The organism is Streptomyces thermoviolaceus (genome assembly GCF_045209695.1).
Lineage (GTDB): Bacteria > Actinomycetota > Actinomycetes > Streptomycetales > Streptomycetaceae > Streptomyces > Streptomyces thermoviolaceus.
Window position 1 is genome coordinate 4,738,517 of record NZ_CP109280.1, and the last position, 16,724, is coordinate 4,755,240.

The following is a 16,724-nucleotide window of genomic DNA, read 5'->3' on the forward strand; positions in this document are numbered from 1 at the left end:
CCCGTCGGACACCTCCCGCCCGGGGGTCTCCGCCCGGTGTCCCCGCCGGTGCGCCGCAGCGGGGCGCGGGGGTCGGCGGAGGCCGCCCCGGCGGGGCCGTGCGGTCAACACGAGCCGACCCCCGCGAAAGGCCGGGTCTGGGCAACGTCTACAGTGGCGTGGTACGCGCGAGCCTTTACCGTGAGTTCACGGGGGCGGGGGCTCGCTGGGATGTCTCTGTCAGGGGTGTGCGTGACGGCCGTAGAATCCCGTCCAGCGGGTGCGGGCACTGCCCATGCCGTTCAGGCGATGGGGGAACTCGGTGCGGGCCACCGTCCGGGCCACCGGCCGTTCGGGGCCCGCGTGAAGGCGTTCGTGGCGCTGACCAAGCCGCGGATCATCGAACTGCTGCTGATCACCACCGTGCCGGTGATGTTCCTGGCGCAGCAGGGCGTGCCCGACCTGAAACTGGTGCTGCTCACCTGTGTCGGCGGCTACTTGTCCGCCGGCGGCGCCAACGCCCTGAACATGTACATCGACCGGGACATCGACGCGGTGATGGACCGCACCTCGCAGCGGCCGCTGGTCACCGGAATGGTCAGCCCGCGCGAGTGCCTGGTCTTCGGCATCACCCTGGGCATCGTCTCCACGCTCCTCTTCGGTCTCACCGTCAACTGGCTGTCGGCGTGGCTGTCGCTCGGGGCGCTGCTGTTCTACGTCGTGGTCTACACGATGATCCTCAAGCGGCGTACCGCACAGAACATCGTCTGGGGCGGCATCGCCGGCTGCATGCCGGTGCTCATCGGCTGGTCCTCGGTCACCAACTCGATGTCGTGGGCGCCCATCATCCTCTTCGTCGTCATGTTCTTCTGGACGCCGCCGCACTACTGGCCGCTGTCCATGAAGGTCAAGGACGACTACGCCCGGGTGGGCGTGCCGATGCTGCCGGTCATCGCCTCCAACAAGGTCGTCGCCAAGCAGATCGTGATCTACAGCTGGGCGATGGTCCTCGTCTCGCTGCTGCTCACCCCGCTCGGCTACACGGGCTGGTTCTACACCGTGGTCGCGCTGGCGGCCGGCGGCTTCTGGCTGTGGGAGGCGCACGCGCTGCAGAACCGGGCCAAGGCCGAGGTGACCGGCGCGAAGCTGAAGGAGATGCGGCTGTTCCACTGGTCCATCACCTACGTGTCGATCCTGTTCCTCGCGGTCGCGGTGGACCCCTTCCTGCGGTAGGCCGCACACGGCGCGTCCGGCGCCGCGCGATGCTGCCCGACGGGCGGGGCGGGTGGTCAAGGCCACCCACCCCGCCCGTCGCCGTTTCCGCTACTCATGGGTAGTCTCGGGCCATGGCAGAGACGCAACAGGCTGACACCAAGGCCGAGCGCACGGCGGCCCGCCTCGCCCACCGCATCGGCTCCTTCTCCAAGGCCCACGGCGGCGCCGAGGGACAGGTCGCGTACATCGGACAGCGCGGCGCCCGGATCGTCCTCGTCGGCGAGGACGGCGCCTGGGGGGACATCGTGGCCCCGAGCCACGCCATCGCCGAGAAGGCGGTGCAGAAGGCGGGGATCACCGTCCACGAGGCGTTCGACGGCGCCCTGGCGGCCAAGGTGAAGACGGGCCGCTACGAGTGGACCCGCATGGCGGGCATCCAGGTGGGCGGCCCGCGCAACCGCTGAGCCGCATCCCACCGGGCGCGCGTCGCGCGCGGCGGTGACGGGCGGCACCCGAGGGGTTCGCCGCCCGTCAGGACCGTACGGGCCCGCCGGGACCGGACGGGAAGAGCGCCGGACGGGAAGAGCGGTTCCGTCCCACGGACGGGACGGTCCGCTCGGGGACCGTCCTCGCCGCCGTGGGACGCGAAGAACCTCGCGAGTACGGTGGCCCGCGAACGACGTGCACGGGAACGACGTGCCGCGAGTGACCTCATGAGTACGACGTGCCGCGAGGGACGTCAGGAGAACGACGCCGGGCTTCGACACGAGCGGGGCCCGGCCGGCCCTGTGGACGGCCAGGAGGGTCGTACGGCACCGATCGGGCCCACGGCCGGGACACGGCTCGTACGCCATGCCGGGACCGCGCCGGATCCGACGGTGTGCTCGCGGAGCCGCGGAGTGCTGGTGCTCGATCAGAAGAGCAGAAGAACCGGCGCACGCGGTGGCACCCCGGACAGAGCCTCCGGGGGCCGCAGCCGGCTCCCCGGCCGTGTCACGCCTTGCTGAGCGCGGCCTCGGCGGACCGCTCCGGCGGCAGCACCGCGGGGGAGGTCTGCGGCCGCTCACGCAGCGACAGCAGCACCCGCAGCACCCCGATCCACATCAGGCACGAGCCGAGCATGTGCGCACCCACCAGGGCCTCGGGCAGGTGGGTGAAGTACTGCACGTAGCCGATGGCACCCTGCAGCAGGAGCACGACGAACAGGTCCCGGGTGCGGTTGAGCGGGCCCCTGGGCGCGTCCACCGCCTTGAGCACGAACCACAGCGCGAACGTCAGCGTCACCACGATCCAGGCGAGCACGGCGTGCAGCTTGGCGACCGCCTCCCAGTCGATGGGGATCCGGTACACCTCGCTGGAGTCGCCCGCGTGCGGTCCGGCTCCGGTCACCACCGTGCCCACCGCGATCAGCAGCACGCTCGCCAGGACGAGGACCCACACCAGCTGCTGCACCGCCTTGCCGACGAGCGGACGCGGCGCGGCGTCGCCCTCACGGGTCCGCTGCCAGGTGAGCGTGGCGACCGCGATCAGCGCCGTGGACAGCAGGAAGTGCGCCGCCACGGTGTACGGGTTCAGGCCGACCAGGACCACGATGCCGCCGAGCACCGCGTTGCCCATGACGATCCAGAACTGGGCCCAGCCCAGCCGGGTCACCGAGCGCCGCCACGGCTTCTGCGCCCGTGCGGCGACGATCGCCCAGCCCACGGCCGCGCACAGCACGTACGTCAGCATGCGGTTGCCGAACTCGACGACCCCGTGGAAGCCCATCTCCCGGGTGGTGGTCAGCGAGTCGTCGGTGCACGTGGGCCAGGTGGGGCAGCCCAGACCGGAGGCGGTCAGGCGGACGGCACCGCCGGTGACGACGATGACGACCGACATGACCAGTGCGGCCAGGGCCGCCCGCCGGACGGTCTCGGGCCGCGGGGTCCAGCGTCCGGCGATGAAGGCGAGCGGGTTGCGCACGGCGGATACGGCGTCGGCGCGGGTCAGCTTTGGCACGCGACCCATGGTAGGCGGCTGCTTGTGCACGCGTTCACGAGGGTCGCTCCCCGCGGAACCCATCGACTGCCTCCCGTCCTCATTCCCAGCGGAAGAACGCCGCCGCGGCCGCCAGCCCCGCGACCGCCCAGACGGCGAGGATCCCGAGGTCGCCCCACGGCATGCCGGCGCCGTGCTGCAGCACGTCCCGCAGCCCGTCGGACAGGGCGGAGATCGGCAGCAGGCCGAGCACGTCCTGGGCGCCGGCGGGGAACTTGTCGAGCGGCACGATCACCCCGCCGCCCACCAGCAGCAGCAGGAAGACCAGGTTGGCGGCGGCCAGCGTGGCCTCGGCCTTCAGCGTCCCGGCCATGAGCAGGCCGAGCCCGGAGAAGGCGGCCGTGCCGAGCACGAGCAGCAGCACCACCGCGAGCGGATTGCCGTGCGGCGACCAGCCGAGCGCGAGGGCGATCACGGTCAGCAGGACGACCTGGAGCACCTCGGTGACCAGCACCGACGCCGTCTTGGCGGTCATCAGGCCCCAGCGCGGCAGTGGTGAGGCGGCCAGCCGCTTCAGCACGCCGTAGCGGCGTTCGAAGCCGGTGGCGATGGCCTGGCCGGTGAACGCCGTCGACATCACGGCGAGCGCCAGCACACCGGGTGCGAGGAAGTCCACGGACCGGCCCGTCCCGGTGTCCACGATGTCCACCGAGCTGAACAGCACCAGCAGCAGCGTCGGGATGACCACGGTGAGCAGCAGCTGCTCGCCGTTGCGCAGCAGCATCTTCGTCTCCAGCGCCGCCTGCGCCGCGATCATGCGGGGCAGCGGGGCCGCGCCCGGCCGGGGTGCGTACCTGCCGGGGCGGGGGGAGGTGGCGGTGGTCACGAGCGCAGCTCCTTGCCGGTCAGCTCCAGGAAGACGTCCTCCAGAGTGTGCCGCTCGACCGCGATCCGGTCGGGCATCACGCCGTGCTGCGCGCACCAGGACGTCACCGTCGCGAGCAGCTGCGGGCCGACCTCGCCGTCGACCCGGTAGGTGCCCGGCGTCACCTCGGCGGCCGAGCAGTCGTCGGGCAGTGCCTTGAGCAGGGAGGCGATGTCCAGGCCGGGACGGCCGGTGAAGCGCAGGGTGTTCTCGGCGCCGCCGCGGCACAGCTCCTCGGGCGAGCCCTGGGCGATGACCCGGCCGGCGTCCACGATGGCGACGTCGTCGGCGAGCTCCTCGGCCTCGTCCATGGCGTGCGTGGTGAGGATCACGGACACGCCGTCGGTGCGCAGGTCGCGCACCAGGTCCCAGGTGGCCCGGCGGGCCTGCGGGTCGAGTCCGGCGGTCGGCTCGTCGAGGAAGACCAGTTCGGGCCGGCCGACCACGGCCATGGCGAGCGCGAGCCGCTGCTTCTGCCCGCCGGACAGCCGGCGGTAGCCGGTGCGCCCGCAGCTGCCCAGACCGAGCCGTTCGATCAGCTCGTCGACGTCCAGCGGGTGGGCGTGCAGCTTGGCGACGTGCCGCAGCATCTCCTCGGCGCGGGCCCCGGAGTAGACGCCTCCGGACTGGAGCATCACCCCGATGCGGGGGCGCAGCTGCGCGGCCTGGCCGACGGGATCGAGGCCCAGGACGCGCACCGTGCCGGAGTCCGGCTTCCGGTACCCCTCGCAGGTCTCGATCGTGGTCGTCTTGCCGGCGCCGTTGGGACCGAGAACGGCGGTCACGCCCGGCCGGGCCACCAGGTCGAGGCCGTCCACCGCGGTCTTCGCGCCGTACCGCTTCACCAGACCCTGGACCTGGACCACGGGCTCACTTCGCATGGGACCAGAGTCTAGGGACGCACCGGACCCCTCGGCCGCGGGGGTGCCCGGAGGCCTGCCCACGACGACGGTGGGTGGACCGGAAGCCACCGCTCGGCGCGGGCCACCGCGTCCGCCGGCGGGAACAGCCGTGCCGTGGCCGCTCCGATCCGGCCGTGCACCACCGGACGGTCCTGCGCAGGCCCCGGCCCGGCTCGTCGAACCGGTCGGCGCTGATCGACACCTCCGTCCCCTGTGCCGGGCGGACGAGGCCCGGGGGGAGGACAGGGCCGGTCGGAAGGGGTGCGGGCATGTCGGCGGTCTCCCGCACCGGGTCGGCCGGAGGGCACCGTTCCGGCCGTCCGGGGCGTTTTCGCAGGTCGAATTAGGTCTGCCTTAGTGATGCACGGCACCATCCGGCCGGGCGGAGGTCGCTTGTCACTGTCCGAGGAATTACGCAACAATGGCGTTGTGAAAAACGTCGGCGAGGCTCGGGAGACCCCCCAGGGGGCCCCTCAGGACGAGCTCGCGGCCGGGCTGCGCGCGGATCGCTCCACCCGCAACCGGGTCGCGCGGTCCATCCTGGACCACGGCCCGTCGACCGTCGCCGAGCTGGCCGAACGGCTGGGCCTGACCCAGGCGGCCGTGCGACGCCACCTGGACGCCCTGGTCGCCGACGACGTGGTCGAGGCGCGCGAGCGCCGGGTGTACGGCACGCGGTCGCGCGGCCGGCCCGCCAAGGTGTTCGCGCTCACCGACTGCGGCCGGGACGCCTTCGACCAGTCCTACGACCAGCTGGCCGTGGACGCGCTGCGCTGGATCGCCGAGCGGGAGGGCGGCCGCGCCGCGGTCGCCGCCTTCGCCCGGGCCCGGTTCGCCGCGCAGGCCGGCGCGTACCGCGAGGCGATCGAGAAGGCAGGCCCCGGCCGGCGCGCCGAAGCACTGGCCAAGGCGCTGAGCGCGGACGGGTACGCTGCTACAACGCGCAGCGCGCCCCTCCCGCAGCAGGGCGAGCAGCTCTGCCAGCACCACTGCCCGGTCGCCCACGTCGCGGAACAGTTCCCGCAGCTGTGCGAGGCGGAGACGGAGGTCTTCGCCGAACTGCTGGGAACCCACGTCCAGCGGCTGGCGACCATCGCCCACGGCGACGGCGTCTGCACGACGTTCATCCCCAAGATTTCCGACTCCAGCGACACCGCATCTGCTAGCACGGCCGGGAGGAACCCCGCATGACTCTCCCCACGGAGACTGCCCACCCCGAACTCGAGGGCCTGGGCAAGTACGAATACGGCTGGGCCGACCGGGACGTGGCCGGCGCGACGGCGCGTCGCGGCCTGGACGAGGACGTCGTCCGGGACATCTCCGCCAAGAAGTCCGAGCCGGAGTGGATGACCAAGCTCCGCCTGAAGGGCCTGCGGCTCTTCGAGAAGAAGCCCCTGCCCAACTGGGGCTCGGACCTGTCGGGGATCGACTTCGACAACATCAAGTACTTCGTGCGCTCCACGGAGAAGCAGGCGGAGTCCTGGGAGGATCTGCCCGAGGACATCAAGAACACCTACGACAAGCTGGGCATCCCCGAGGCGGAGAAGAAGCGCCTGGTGGCCGGTGTCGCCGCCCAGTACGAGTCGGAGGTCGTCTACCACCAGATCCGCGAGGACCTGGAGCAGCAGGGCGTCATCTTCCTCGACACCGACACCGCGCTGAAGGAGCACCCGGAGCTCTTCAAGGAGTACTTCGGCACCGTCATCCCGGCCGGTGACAACAAGTTCGCCGCGCTGAACACCGCCGTGTGGTCCGGCGGCTCCTTCATCTACGTGCCGCCGGGCGTGCACGTGGAGATCCCGCTGCAGGCCTACTTCCGCATCAACACGGAGAACATGGGCCAGTTCGAGCGGACCCTGATCATCGTCGACGAGGGTGCCTACGTGCACTACGTCGAGGGCTGCACCGCGCCGATCTACAAGTCGGACTCGCTGCACTCCGCGGTCGTCGAGATCATCGTCAAGAAGAACGCCCGCTGCCGCTACACGACCATCCAGAACTGGTCGAACAACGTCTACAACCTGGTCACCAAGCGCGCCGTGGCCTACGAGGGCGCGACCATGGAGTGGATCGACGGCAACATCGGCTCCAAGGTGACGATGAAGTACCCGGCCGTCTACCTGATGGGCGAGCACGCCAAGGGCGAGACGCTGTCCATCGCCTTCGCCGGCGAGGGCCAGCACCAGGACGCCGGCGCCAAGATGGTCCACATGGCGCCGAACACGTCGTCCAACATCGTCTCCAAGTCGGTGGCGCGCGGCGGCGGCCGTACCTCCTACCGCGGTCTGATCGAGATCGGCGAGGGCGCCCCGGGCTCGAAGTCGAACGTGCTGTGCGACGCGCTGCTGGTGGACACCATCTCCCGGTCCGACACCTACCCCTACGTCGACGTCCGCGAGGACGACGTGTCCATGGGTCACGAGGCCACCGTCTCCAAGGTCTCCGAGGACCAGCTCTTCTACCTGATGAGCCGTGGTCTGAGCGAGGACGAGGCGATGGCGATGATCGTGCGCGGCTTCGTCGAGCCGATCGCCAAGGAGCTGCCCATGGAGTACGCGCTGGAGCTCAACCGGCTGATCGAGCTGCAGATGGAGGGCGCGGTCGGCTGACCGCCGCCGCAGCACCCCCGTCAGCCCCATACGCAACGGAAAGCGAGCATTACGACAGCCATGGCTGAGGCCCAGAACTCTCCCACCCCCGTGGGATCCACCACCGCGGGCCAGATCGCGGTCGCCGCCGAGTCGACCGTGGCCACGCGGATGAGCGCGCCGCCGTCCTTCGACGTGGCGGACTTCCCCGTCCCGCACGGCCGCGAGGAGGAGTGGCGGTTCACCCCGCTGGAGCGCCTGCGCGGCCTGCACGACGGCACCGCCGTCGCCACGGGCCAGGGCGTGAAGGTCGTCGTCGAGGCGCCCGAGGGCGTCACCGTCGAGACCGTCGGCCGCGACGACCCGCGGCTCGGCAAGGCCGGCACCCCCGTGGACCGTGTCGCCGCCCAGGCGTACTCCGCCTTCGAGCAGGCGTCCGTGGTGACCGTGCCGAAGGAGACCGTGCTGACCGAGCCGATCCGCATCGCGGTGCACGGCGAGGGCGGCACCGCCTTCGGCCACCAGGTCGTCGAGCTGGGCGCGTTCGCCGAGGCCGTCGTCGTCATCGACCACACCGGTGACGCGGTGCTCGCCGCGAACGTCGACTACGTCCTCGGTGACGGCGCCAAGCTCACCGTCGTCTCCGTGCAGGACTGGGACGACAGCGCCGTCCACGTCGCCCAGCACAACGCGCTGGTCGGCCGGGACGCCTCCTTCAAGTCCGTGGTCGTCACCTTCGGCGGCGACCTGGTCCGGCTGCACCCGCGGGTGAACTACGCCGGCCCCGGCGGCGAGGCCGAGCTGTACGGCCTGTACTTCACCGACGCCGGCCAGCACCAGGAGCACCGGCTCTTCGTCGACCACGGCGCTCCGCACTGCAAGTCCAACGTCGCCTACAAGGGCGCGCTCCAGGGCGACGACGCGCACGCGGTGTGGATCGGTGACGTGCTCATCGAGGCCAAGGCCGAGGGCACCGACACCTACGAGATGAACCGGAACCTGGTGCTCACCGACGGCGCCCGGGTCGACTCCGTGCCCAACCTGGAGATCGAGACCGGCGAGATCGTCGGCGCCGGCCACGCCTCCGCCACCGGCCGTTTCGACGACGAGCAGCTGTTCTACCTGATGGCCCGCGGCATCCCGGAGAGCGAGGCCCGCCGCCTGGTGGTCCGCGGCTTCTTCGCCGAGCTGGTCCAGCAGATCGGCGTGAAGGACATCGAGGAACGCCTGCTCGCCAAGATCGAGCACGAGCTGGAGGCCTCGGTCGCATGAGCAACGCCGCCTTCGTACGCGTCTGCGGGCTGAGCGAGCTGGAGGACGACACCCCGAAGCGGGTGGAGATCGACGGCACGCCCGTGTCCGTGGTGCGCACCGCCGAGGGCGAGGTGTTCGCGATCCACGACATCTGCTCGCACGCGAACGTCTCGCTGTCGGAGGGCGAGGTCGACGACTGCCACATCGAGTGCTGGCTGCACGGCTCGCGCTTCGACCTCCGTTCCGGTAAGCCCGACGCACTTCCGGCGACGCGTCCGGTCCCCGTATACCCCGTAAAGATCGAAGGGGACGACGTGCTCGTCTCCCTCTCCCAGGAGTCCTGAGGCACCCATGGCAACGCTTGAAATCCGAGACCTGCACGTCACCGTCGAGGCCGACAACGCCACGAAGGAGATCCTCAAGGGCGTCGACCTGACCGTGAAGCAGGGTGAGACGCACGCCATCATGGGCCCCAACGGCTCGGGCAAGTCGACCCTCGCCTACTCGCTGGCCGGTCACCCCAAGTACACCGTCACCGGCGGCACCGTCACCCTCGACGGCGAGGACGTGCTGGCGATGTCCGTCGACGAGCGTGCCCGTGCGGGCCTGTTCCTGGCGATGCAGTACCCGGTGGAGGTCCCGGGCGTCTCCGTCTCCAACTTCCTGCGCACCTCCGCCACCGCGATCCGCGGCGAGGCCCCCAAGCTGCGCACCTGGGTCAAGGAGGTCAAGGAGACCATGGAGCGTCTCCACATGGACCCCTCCTTCGCCGAGCGCAACGTCAACGAGGGCTTCTCCGGCGGTGAGAAGAAGCGCCACGAGATCCTCCAGCTGGAGCTGCTCAAGCCGAAGATCGCGATCCTCGACGAGACCGACTCCGGTCTGGACGTCGACGCGCTGCGCATCGTCTCCGAGGGCGTCAACCGCGTCCGCGAGACCGGCCAGGTCGGCACCCTGCTCATCACCCACTACACGCGCATCCTGCGCTACATCAAGCCCGACCACGTGCACGTGTTCGCCGGCGGCCGCGTGGTGGAGTCCGGTGGGCCGGAGCTGGCGGACAAGCTGGAGAACGAGGGCTACGAGGCGTACGTGAAGGGTGGCGCATCCGCGTGACACAGCTGCCGGGCCTCCTCGACACCGAGGCGATCCGCAAGGACTTCCCGACCCTGGACCGCCTGGTCCACGACGGGCGGAAGCTGGTGTACCTGGACAACGCGGCGACCTCGCAGACGCCGCGCCAGGTGCTCGACGTGCTCTCCGAGTACTACGAACAGCACAACGCCAACGTCCACCGCGGCGTGCACGTGCTGGCCGAGGAGGCCACGGCGCTGTACGAGGGCGCGCGCGACAAGGTCGCGGCGTTCATCAACGCGCCCAGCCGTGACGAGGTGGTGTTCACCAAGAACGCCTCCGAGTCGCTGAACCTCGTGGCGAACATGCTGGGCTGGGCCGACGAGCCCTACCGGGTGGACGCCGACACCGAGATCGTCATCACGGAGATGGAGCACCACTCCAACATCGTTCCCTGGCAGCTGCTGGCGCAGCGCACGGGCGCGAAGCTGAAGTGGTTCGGCCTGACCGACGACGGGCGCCTGGACCTGTCGAACATCGAGGAGATCATCACGGAGAAGACGAAGATCGTCTCCTTCGTGCTGGTGTCCAACATCCTCGGCACCGTCAACCCGGTGGAGCAGATCGTCCGCCGTGCCCAGGAGGTCGGCGCCCTGGTCTGCGTCGACGCCTCCCAGGCGGCCCCGCACATGCCGCTGGACGTGCAGGCCCTCCAGGCCGACTTCGTGGCCTTCACCGGCCACAAGATGTGCGGCCCGACCGGCATCGGGGTGCTCTGGGGCCGCCAGGAACTGCTGGAGGACCTGCCTCCGTTCCTCGGCGGCGGCGAGATGATCGAGACGGTGTCGATGCACTCCTCGACCTACGCCCCGGCCCCGCACAAGTTCGAGGCCGGCACCCCGCCGATCGCGCAGGCGGTCGGCCTGGGCGCGGCCATCGACTACCTCAACGCCATCGGCATGGACAAGGTCCTCGCCCACGAGCACGCCCTCACCGAGTACGCGGTGAAGCGGCTCGCGGAGGTTCCCGACCTGAAGATCATCGGCCCGGCCACGGCCGAGGACCGGGGTGCGGCGATCTCCTTCACCCTCGGCGACATCCACCCGCACGACGTGGGGCAGGTCCTGGACGAGCAGGGCATCGCGGTGCGCGTGGGCCACCACTGCGCCCGCCCGGTGTGCCTCCGCTACGGAATTCCTGCGACCACGCGGGCGTCGTTCTATCTGTACTCCACGCCGGCCGAGATCGACGCTCTGGTCGACGGCCTGGAGCACGTACGGAACTTCTTCGGATGAGGGGCTGAGGCGTGAAGCTGGACTCCATGTACCAGGACGTCATCCTGGACCACTACAAGAACCCGCACGGGCGGGGTCTCAGGGATGGCGACGCCGAGGTGCACCACGTGAACCCGACGTGCGGCGACGAGATCACGCTTCGCGTCAAGTACGACGGCACGACGATCCAGGACGTCTCGTACGAGGGGCAGGGCTGTTCCATCAGCCAGGCGTCGGCCTCCGTGCTGAACGAGCTCCTCGTCGGCAAGGACCTCGCCGAGGCGCAGAAGATCCAGGAGACCTTCCTGGAGCTGATGCAGTCCAAGGGCAGGATCGAGCCCGACGAGGCGATGGAGGACGTGCTGGAGGACGCGGTGGCCTTCGCCGGCGTGTCCAAGTACCCGGCTCGGGTCAAGTGCGCCCTGCTGAGCTGGATGGCGTGGAAGGACGCGACGGCCCAGGCGCTGGCCGGCGCCGAGGCCGAAAGGAAGACGGCATGAGCGACACCGCCCAGATGAAGCCGGTCTCGGAGGAGGAACTCCGCGAGGCCCTGATGGACGTCGTCGACCCCGAGCTGGGCATCGACGTCGTCAACCTGGGGCTGGTCTACGGCATCCACATCGACGACTCCAACGTGGCCACCGTCGACATGACCCTGACCTCGGCGGCCTGCCCGCTGACCGACGTCATCGAGGACCAGGCGCGGTCCGCGACCGAGGGCATCGTCAACGAGCTGCGCATCAACTGGGTCTGGATGCCGCCGTGGGGCCCCGACAAGATCACCGACGAGGGCCGCGAGCAGCTGCGCGCGCTCGGGTTCAACGTCTGACAGATCGCTGGTCCACCGTCCGACAGACCGGCTGAACAGCACGGAACGGCGAGGTCCGCCCGGGCCTCGCCGTTTCTGTCACCCTCGTTGTGTACGGGTGTACATACCGCCGGTACGCTCCGATCATGGGATACGTGATGCTCGCCGGCGCCATCGCCGCGGAAGTCGCCGCCACCACCGCCATGAAGTACAGCGAGGGCTTCAGCAGGCTCGGACCGTCCCTGATCACCCTTCTCGGCTATGTGCTGTCCTTCGCGCTGCTGGCCCAGACCCTGAAGTCCGTCTCCATCGGCACCGCCTACGCCATCTGGTCCGGCATCGGCACCGCCGCCGTCGCCACGCTCGGCCTGCTGCTCTTCGGCGAGGGACTCACTCCCGCCAAGGTCGCCGGCATCGCTCTGATCATCGGTGGTGTGGTGGTGCTGAACCTCGGCGGAGCCCACTGATGGCCCGCCGCTGGGACCCCGAGCGCCGGCAGCGGATCATCGACGCCGCGATCCGCGTCGTCGCCCGCGCGGGCATCGCCGGGCTGAGCCACCGCTCGGTGGCCGCCGAGGCGGACGTCCCCCTGGGCTCCACGACGTACCACTTCGCCACCCTCGACGACCTGCTCCTGGCCGCCCTGCGGCAGGCCGGCGAGGACTTCGCCGCCACCGTCGCCGCGCGCCGCTCGCTGAGCGACCCGGACACCGACCTGGCTGCCGAACTCGCGGCCTGGATGGGCGAGTGGCTGCGGGGCGACCGCAGCAGGCTCGAGCTGGAGTACGAGCTGTATCTGGCCGCCCTGCGCCGCCCCGCGCTGCGCCCGGTCGCCGCCGAGTGGGCCGGTGTCCTGGCCGCCCTGCTCGCCCGCCGCACCGATACCGTCACCGCCCGCGCGCTGGTGGCCCTGATGGACGGCATCTGCCTGGAGGCGCTGCTCACCGGCAGGCCGTACGACGAGGACTACGCCCGCGACGCCCTCGCCCGGCTGATCGCCTGACGCCGCCCGGCAGACGGACGCGGTTCGCCCTCACCAGCCCGCTCACGTTAGGTTTTGTCCCATGACCGAGTCTGCTGCACGCACCACCGGCGCCGTGGCCGCCGGCCTTGCCACGATCGCCTCCGACGGCACCGTCCTCGACACCTGGTTCCCCGCGCCCGAGCTGACCGATGAGCCCGGACCGGCCGGTACCGAGCGGCTGTCCGCCGAGCAGGCCGCGCAGCTGCTGGGCGGCGGTGCGACGGCGGCCGTCGGCCCGGACGCCCGCCGGGGTGTCGAGGTGGTCGCGGTCCGCACGGTCATCGCCTCGCTGGACGAGAAGCCGATCGACGCCCACGACGTCTACCTGCGCCTGCATCTGCTCTCGCACCGCCTGGTCAAGCCGCACGGCCTGTCCCTGGACGGCATCTTCAGCCACCTCGCCAACGTCGCCTGGACCTCGCTCGGCCCGGTCGCGGTCGACGACATCGAGAAGGTGCGCCTCAACGCCCGCGCCGAGGGCCTGCACCTGCAGGTCACCTCCATCGACAAGTTCCCGCGGATGACCGACTACGTCGTGCCCAAGGGCGTCCGCATCGGCGACGCCGACCGGGTCCGCCTCGGCGCCCACCTCGCCGAGGGCACCACGGTCATGCACGAGGGCTTCGTCAACTTCAACGCCGGCACCCTCGGCAGCTCCATGGTCGAGGGCCGCATCTCCGCCGGTGTCGTCGTCGGCGACGGCTCGGACATCGGCGGCGGCGCCTCCACCATGGGCACCCTCTCCGGGGGCGGCAACGTGGTCATCTCCATCGGCGAGCGCTGCCTGATCGGCGCCGAGGCGGGCGTGGGCATCGCGCTCGGTGACGAGTGCGTGGTCGAGGCCGGCCTGTACGTCACCGCCGGCACCCGGGTGACCATGCCCGACGGGCAGATCGTCAAGGCCCGTGAGCTGAGCGGCGCCTCCAACATCCTCTTCCGCCGCAACTCGGTCACCGGCGCGGTCGAGGCCCGCCCCAACAATGCGGTCTGGGGCGGCCTGAACGAGGTGCTGCACCAGCACAACTGACGCACCGCGCTCGTCCGCGGGCCCGGCCGTCCCCCAACGCCGGGCCCGCGGGGGGCTGTTGACCCGGCTTCCGTTCGCTCGGCTTCCGGTCGCTCGGCTCTGCGGTGACCGGCCGTGCGGACCGAACGCGTCGTCAGGTCGACGACCGCGACGGCCCGTCGGGGAGCAGGCCGCCCGCGCCGAACGCCTCCGGCCGCATCCGACGCGGCACGGCGCCGGCCGGCGGGCCGCCGCATCCAGCCGGGCACCGTCGTGATCCGAGCCTCGCCGAGGCGGCGAGCGGCGTGACCACGGCGCGCACGGGACGCGGCCCAGGGGCGGAGCGGCAGGCGACCGCAGGTGCAGATCCACGTCGTTCACCCGGCCTCCGCGGGTGCAGATCCACGTCGTTCACCCGGCCTCCGCGGGTGAGTACTGCTCCACGGTCGCCCGGGCGCCCTGTGGGCAAACCCGCCCGTATGGGTCACCATGGTGCCGAGGTCACCGACCGGCAGCTCATGGAGGCGTCATGAAGCTCGGCAAGGCACTGGCCACCGGATTCGCGCAGGAGGAGCAGGAGCCGGGGGTCGCCCTCGAGCAGCGTGAGCAGCGCGAACAGCACGGCGAGCAGCACGGGAGGGAACGCACCGGGACCGGCCGCGCGGTGCGGGCCGCCGCGGAGCATGTGCCCCACGAGGCGCCCTCCGCCCGATGAGGCTGCGGCTGCCGAGGGAACGCCCGCCCCAGCCGCCGACCGGATACAAGATCGCTTTCCCGGTGCTCTCGCAGGACGGCACCTGGGCGGGCTTCACCGGGGTCTCGCTCGGCGGTGCCGAGCCGTACGCCGTCGTCGCCGACGCCGGCTGCGTGTACGGGCGCCGGCACCGGCCGCCCGCCCGGCTGTGCGACTGCGGGTTCCACTGTCTGCACGACCGCACGGCCGCCGAGGGCCTGCTGTGCACCGCCGAGCATCGCGGTGCCGCGCTGCTCGAGGTGCGGGTGCTGGGCGCCTACCTCCGTTACGAGCGCGGCTTCCGCTACGCGCGCCAGCGGGTGCGGACCATGACGGTCGGGCCCTGTCCTTGCGGGGCGCGCCCGGTCGCGCTGGCCGATGCGGGCTGGGGCCGGCCCGGGCTGCGGGCGCTGACCGGCGCGTGCGCCGGCTGTGTGCGCGGGCGCATCTCCCTCACCCTCGCGGCATTCGCCCGCCTCGCCGGGGACGGGCTGCGCGTCCTCGCGGCGGAAGGAACCGGCGGTGCCGCCGCCGCGGAGCCCGGTACTCCCGTGGGCGCGGGCGGGTCCGGCCCGCTCGGGCTGCCCGAACTGGTCGCCGAGGCAGCCCTGTTGCAGGCTCGACTGGACTGGTTCCAGACCCAGCTGGCGCGGCTGGGCGACCGCGGTCCGGGTGCGGACCACGGATAGCGGACGGCGCGCGGGGGTACCCGGGGTGTTCCGGACCGGAAGGAGGCGGGACAGACGTGACCGGGACCATCGACGCCACAGGGGTGCGCGACGACCGCCGCCGGGCGGACGGTCACCGCGCGGGCGACCGCTCGGTGGGAGAACTCGTCCACCAGGCCACCGAACAGATCTCCCAGCTGGTGCGGCAGGAAGCGGCCCTCGCCAAGGCGGAGCTGACCGCCAAGGGCAAGCGTGCGGGGCGCGGCGGCGGGCTGCTGGGCGCTGCGGGCGCCTTGGCCTACGTCGGCCTGTTCGCCCTCGCCGCAGCGGCCGGTGCGGCGCTGGCGCTGGTGCTGCCTGTGTGGGCGGCGGCGCTGGTCGTGGCCGGTGCGCTGTTTCTGATCGCCGGGCTTCTGGCCCTGGTCGGACGGGCCCAGCTGCGGCAGGTCGGCCCGCCCACACCGCAGCGGGCGATCGGCAGCGTCCGGGCCGATGTCGAGGTGATCAAGGAAAGGGCGCACCACCGATGACGGACAGGATGCAGCGGGCGGACGCCGGCGCCGCGCGCTCCGTCGGTGCGAAAGGCCCCGACGAGCTGCGGCAGCAGATCGAGGAGACCCGGCGTCGGCTCGGCGACACGGTCGAGGAGCTGGCGGCCAAGGCGGATGTGAAGGGCCGTGCCCGGGCGCGGGCGACCGGCCTGCGGGACAAGGCCGGCGCGATGACCGGCCGGCTGCGCACCTCCGCCGCACAGACGGGCCACCGCGCCCAGGAGAGGATCGGCCACGCCGGGCAGCGCGCCCAGCAGACGGCGAGCCGGGCCGGGCACCGGGCCCAGGAGGGCATCGGACGCGTCGGCCACCGGGCGCACGAAGGCGCCGCACCGGTCGGTCACGGGGCGCCCGAGGGCGTCGCACCGCCCGGTCACCGGGCGCACGAAGGCGCCGCACCGGTCGGTCACGGGGCGCCCGAGGGCGTCGCACCGCCCGGTCACCGGGCGCACGAGGGCACCGGACAGGCGGAGCGCACCGTACCGGAGCGCGCCGGACAGGCGGAGCACCCCGCACCACAGCGCGTGCAGCAGCGCGCCGGACACGTCGGGCAGCGGCTGCGGGAGACCGCCGGGCGGGCCGGGCACGCGGTCAGCCGTCCGGTCGGCGGTGCCTTCCGGACCTGCCGCCGCCACCCCGTCCCTGTGGCGCTCGCCGGTGCGGCGGGCACGGCGCTGGTGACCTGGGGCCTGCTGGCCCGCCGGCACACCCGGTGCCCTTGAGCGATCCGTCCGCCGCCGCTCTCG

20 protein-coding genes are annotated in these 16,724 nt (G+C 71.7%); 17 read left to right on the top strand and 3 right to left on the bottom strand.

Features of this window, described 5'->3' with window-relative positions; genetic code table 11:
• Window positions 1-225: 225 nt before the first annotated feature.
• Complete coding sequence (locus OG899_RS20620) at window positions 226-1,212, top strand: heme o synthase (RefSeq protein ID WP_168131362.1); 987 nt, start codon at window positions 226-228, stop codon at window positions 1,210-1,212.
• A 113-nt stretch (window positions 1,213-1,325) separates the two neighbouring features.
• Window positions 1,326-1,658, top strand: coding sequence for a hypothetical protein (locus tag OG899_RS20625; protein ID WP_125497451.1), 333 nt, complete (start codon window positions 1,326-1,328; stop codon window positions 1,656-1,658).
• Between the two features lie 529 nt (window positions 1,659-2,187).
• Here the strand turns inward: OG899_RS20625 and OG899_RS20630 are convergent.
• The 3 genes from OG899_RS20630 to OG899_RS20640 form a co-directional block, all read right to left on the bottom strand.
• Window positions 2,188-3,201, bottom strand: coding sequence for a COX15/CtaA family protein (locus tag OG899_RS20630; RefSeq protein WP_406311113.1), 1,014 nt, complete (start codon window positions 3,199-3,201; stop codon window positions 2,188-2,190).
• 70 nt (window positions 3,202-3,271) lie between these two features.
• A complete protein-coding gene (locus OG899_RS20635) occupies window positions 3,272-3,988 on the bottom strand; it encodes an ABC transporter permease (RefSeq protein WP_229814329.1) in 717 nt (238 codons plus the stop codon).
• Between the two features lie 65 nt (window positions 3,989-4,053).
• The gene (locus OG899_RS20640) at window positions 4,054-4,977 is read right to left on the bottom strand and encodes an ABC transporter ATP-binding protein (RefSeq protein ID WP_125497454.1); all 924 of its coding nucleotides are present in this window, start codon (window positions 4,975-4,977) and stop codon (window positions 4,054-4,056) included.
• A gap of 450 nt (window positions 4,978-5,427) precedes the next feature.
• Here OG899_RS20640 and OG899_RS20645 point away from each other — a divergent pair, with 450 nt between their 5' ends.
• From OG899_RS20645 to OG899_RS20715, 15 genes are all read left to right on the top strand, one after another.
• A complete protein-coding gene (locus OG899_RS20645) occupies window positions 5,428-6,189 on the top strand; it encodes a metalloregulator ArsR/SmtB family transcription factor (RefSeq protein WP_125497455.1) in 762 nt (253 codons plus the stop codon).
• Entirely contained in the window at window positions 6,186-7,607 is a 1,422-nt protein-coding gene (sufB, locus tag OG899_RS20650) for a Fe-S cluster assembly protein SufB (RefSeq protein ID WP_125497456.1), read from the top strand. The genes OG899_RS20645 and sufB overlap by 4 nt, the downstream gene beginning before the upstream one ends.
• 60 nt (window positions 7,608-7,667) lie before the next feature.
• The gene (sufD, locus tag OG899_RS20655) at window positions 7,668-8,858 is read left to right on the top strand and encodes a Fe-S cluster assembly protein SufD (RefSeq protein ID WP_125497457.1); all 1,191 of its coding nucleotides are present in this window, start codon (window positions 7,668-7,670) and stop codon (window positions 8,856-8,858) included.
• Complete coding sequence (locus tag OG899_RS20660) at window positions 8,855-9,184, top strand: non-heme iron oxygenase ferredoxin subunit (protein WP_125497458.1); 330 nt, start codon at window positions 8,855-8,857, stop codon at window positions 9,182-9,184. Before sufD ends, OG899_RS20660 begins: the two co-directional genes overlap by 4 nt.
• Window positions 9,185-9,191: 7 nt before the next feature.
• Complete coding sequence (gene sufC, locus OG899_RS20665; protein WP_125497459.1) at window positions 9,192-9,956, top strand: Fe-S cluster assembly ATPase SufC; 765 nt, start codon at window positions 9,192-9,194, stop codon at window positions 9,954-9,956.
• On the top strand, window positions 9,953-11,209 hold the full coding sequence (locus OG899_RS20670) for a cysteine desulfurase (RefSeq protein WP_168131328.1): 1,257 nt from the start codon (window positions 9,953-9,955) through the stop codon (window positions 11,207-11,209). The genes sufC and OG899_RS20670 overlap by 4 nt, the downstream gene beginning before the upstream one ends.
• Window positions 11,210-11,220: 11 nt before the next feature.
• The gene (gene sufU / locus OG899_RS20675) at window positions 11,221-11,688 is read left to right on the top strand and encodes a Fe-S cluster assembly sulfur transfer protein SufU (protein ID WP_125497461.1); all 468 of its coding nucleotides are present in this window, start codon (window positions 11,221-11,223) and stop codon (window positions 11,686-11,688) included.
• A complete protein-coding gene (locus OG899_RS20680; RefSeq protein WP_125497462.1) occupies window positions 11,685-12,017 on the top strand; it encodes a metal-sulfur cluster assembly factor in 333 nt (110 codons plus the stop codon). Before sufU ends, OG899_RS20680 begins: the two co-directional genes overlap by 4 nt.
• Window positions 12,018-12,142: 125 nt before the next feature.
• On the top strand, window positions 12,143-12,463 hold the full coding sequence (locus OG899_RS20685; RefSeq protein WP_125497463.1) for a multidrug efflux SMR transporter: 321 nt from the start codon (window positions 12,143-12,145) through the stop codon (window positions 12,461-12,463).
• On the top strand, window positions 12,463-12,999 hold the full coding sequence (locus OG899_RS20690; RefSeq protein ID WP_125497464.1) for a TetR/AcrR family transcriptional regulator: 537 nt from the start codon (window positions 12,463-12,465) through the stop codon (window positions 12,997-12,999). Before OG899_RS20685 ends, OG899_RS20690 begins: the two co-directional genes overlap by 1 nt.
• 61 nt (window positions 13,000-13,060) lie before the next feature.
• Window positions 13,061-14,047, top strand: a complete 987-nt coding sequence (gene dapD / locus OG899_RS20695; protein WP_125497465.1) for a 2,3,4,5-tetrahydropyridine-2,6-dicarboxylate N-succinyltransferase — start codon at window positions 13,061-13,063, stop codon at window positions 14,045-14,047.
• Window positions 14,048-14,555: 508 nt separating this feature from the next.
• Window positions 14,556-14,741, top strand: coding sequence for a hypothetical protein (locus OG899_RS20700; RefSeq protein ID WP_125497466.1), 186 nt, complete (start codon window positions 14,556-14,558; stop codon window positions 14,739-14,741).
• Window positions 14,738-15,448, top strand: coding sequence for a hypothetical protein (locus OG899_RS20705; RefSeq protein WP_125497467.1), 711 nt, complete (start codon window positions 14,738-14,740; stop codon window positions 15,446-15,448). Before OG899_RS20700 ends, OG899_RS20705 begins: the two co-directional genes overlap by 4 nt.
• Before the next feature lie 56 nt (window positions 15,449-15,504).
• Window positions 15,505-15,957 (top strand): phage holin family protein, encoded by a 453-nt coding sequence (locus tag OG899_RS20710; RefSeq protein WP_125497468.1) that lies wholly within the window; start codon window positions 15,505-15,507, stop codon window positions 15,955-15,957.
• Window positions 15,954-16,700: a DUF3618 domain-containing protein gene (locus tag OG899_RS20715; RefSeq protein WP_406311114.1), complete on the top strand. Its 747-nt coding sequence runs from the start codon at window positions 15,954-15,956 to the stop codon at window positions 16,698-16,700. The genes OG899_RS20710 and OG899_RS20715 overlap by 4 nt, the downstream gene beginning before the upstream one ends.
• Window positions 16,701-16,724 lie beyond the last annotated feature (24 nt).

Bases quoted from the DNA above. Each gene is read 5' to 3' on its own strand.
- sufB (WP_125497456.1), top strand. From the start codon at position 6,186: ATGACTCTCCCCACGGAGACTGCCCACCCCGAACTCGAGGGCCTGGGC.
- OG899_RS20685 (WP_125497463.1), top strand. From the start codon at position 12,143: ATGGGATACGTGATGCTCGCCGGCGCCATCGCCGCGGAAGTCGCCGCC.
- sufD (WP_125497457.1), top strand. From the start codon at position 7,668: ATGGCTGAGGCCCAGAACTCTCCCACCCCCGTGGGATCCACCACCGCG.
- OG899_RS20705 (WP_125497467.1), top strand. From the start codon at position 14,738: ATGAGGCTGCGGCTGCCGAGGGAACGCCCGCCCCAGCCGCCGACCGGA.
- OG899_RS20700 (WP_125497466.1), top strand. From the start codon at position 14,556: ATGAAGCTCGGCAAGGCACTGGCCACCGGATTCGCGCAGGAGGAGCAG.
- OG899_RS20630 (WP_406311113.1), bottom strand. From the start codon at position 3,201: ATGGGTCGCGTGCCAAAGCTGACCCGCGCCGACGCCGTATCCGCCGTG.
- OG899_RS20640 (WP_125497454.1), bottom strand. From the start codon at position 4,977: ATGCGAAGTGAGCCCGTGGTCCAGGTCCAGGGTCTGGTGAAGCGGTAC.
- OG899_RS20680 (WP_125497462.1), top strand. From the start codon at position 11,685: ATGAGCGACACCGCCCAGATGAAGCCGGTCTCGGAGGAGGAACTCCGC.
- OG899_RS20660 (WP_125497458.1), top strand. From the start codon at position 8,855: ATGAGCAACGCCGCCTTCGTACGCGTCTGCGGGCTGAGCGAGCTGGAG.
- OG899_RS20625 (WP_125497451.1), top strand. From the start codon at position 1,326: ATGGCAGAGACGCAACAGGCTGACACCAAGGCCGAGCGCACGGCGGCC.
- OG899_RS20715 (WP_406311114.1), top strand. From the start codon at position 15,954: ATGACGGACAGGATGCAGCGGGCGGACGCCGGCGCCGCGCGCTCCGTC.
- OG899_RS20690 (WP_125497464.1), top strand. From the start codon at position 12,463: ATGGCCCGCCGCTGGGACCCCGAGCGCCGGCAGCGGATCATCGACGCC.
- sufC (WP_125497459.1), top strand. From the start codon at position 9,192: ATGGCAACGCTTGAAATCCGAGACCTGCACGTCACCGTCGAGGCCGAC.
- dapD (WP_125497465.1), top strand. From the start codon at position 13,061: ATGACCGAGTCTGCTGCACGCACCACCGGCGCCGTGGCCGCCGGCCTT.
- OG899_RS20635 (WP_229814329.1), bottom strand. From the start codon at position 3,988: ATGATCGCGGCGCAGGCGGCGCTGGAGACGAAGATGCTGCTGCGCAAC.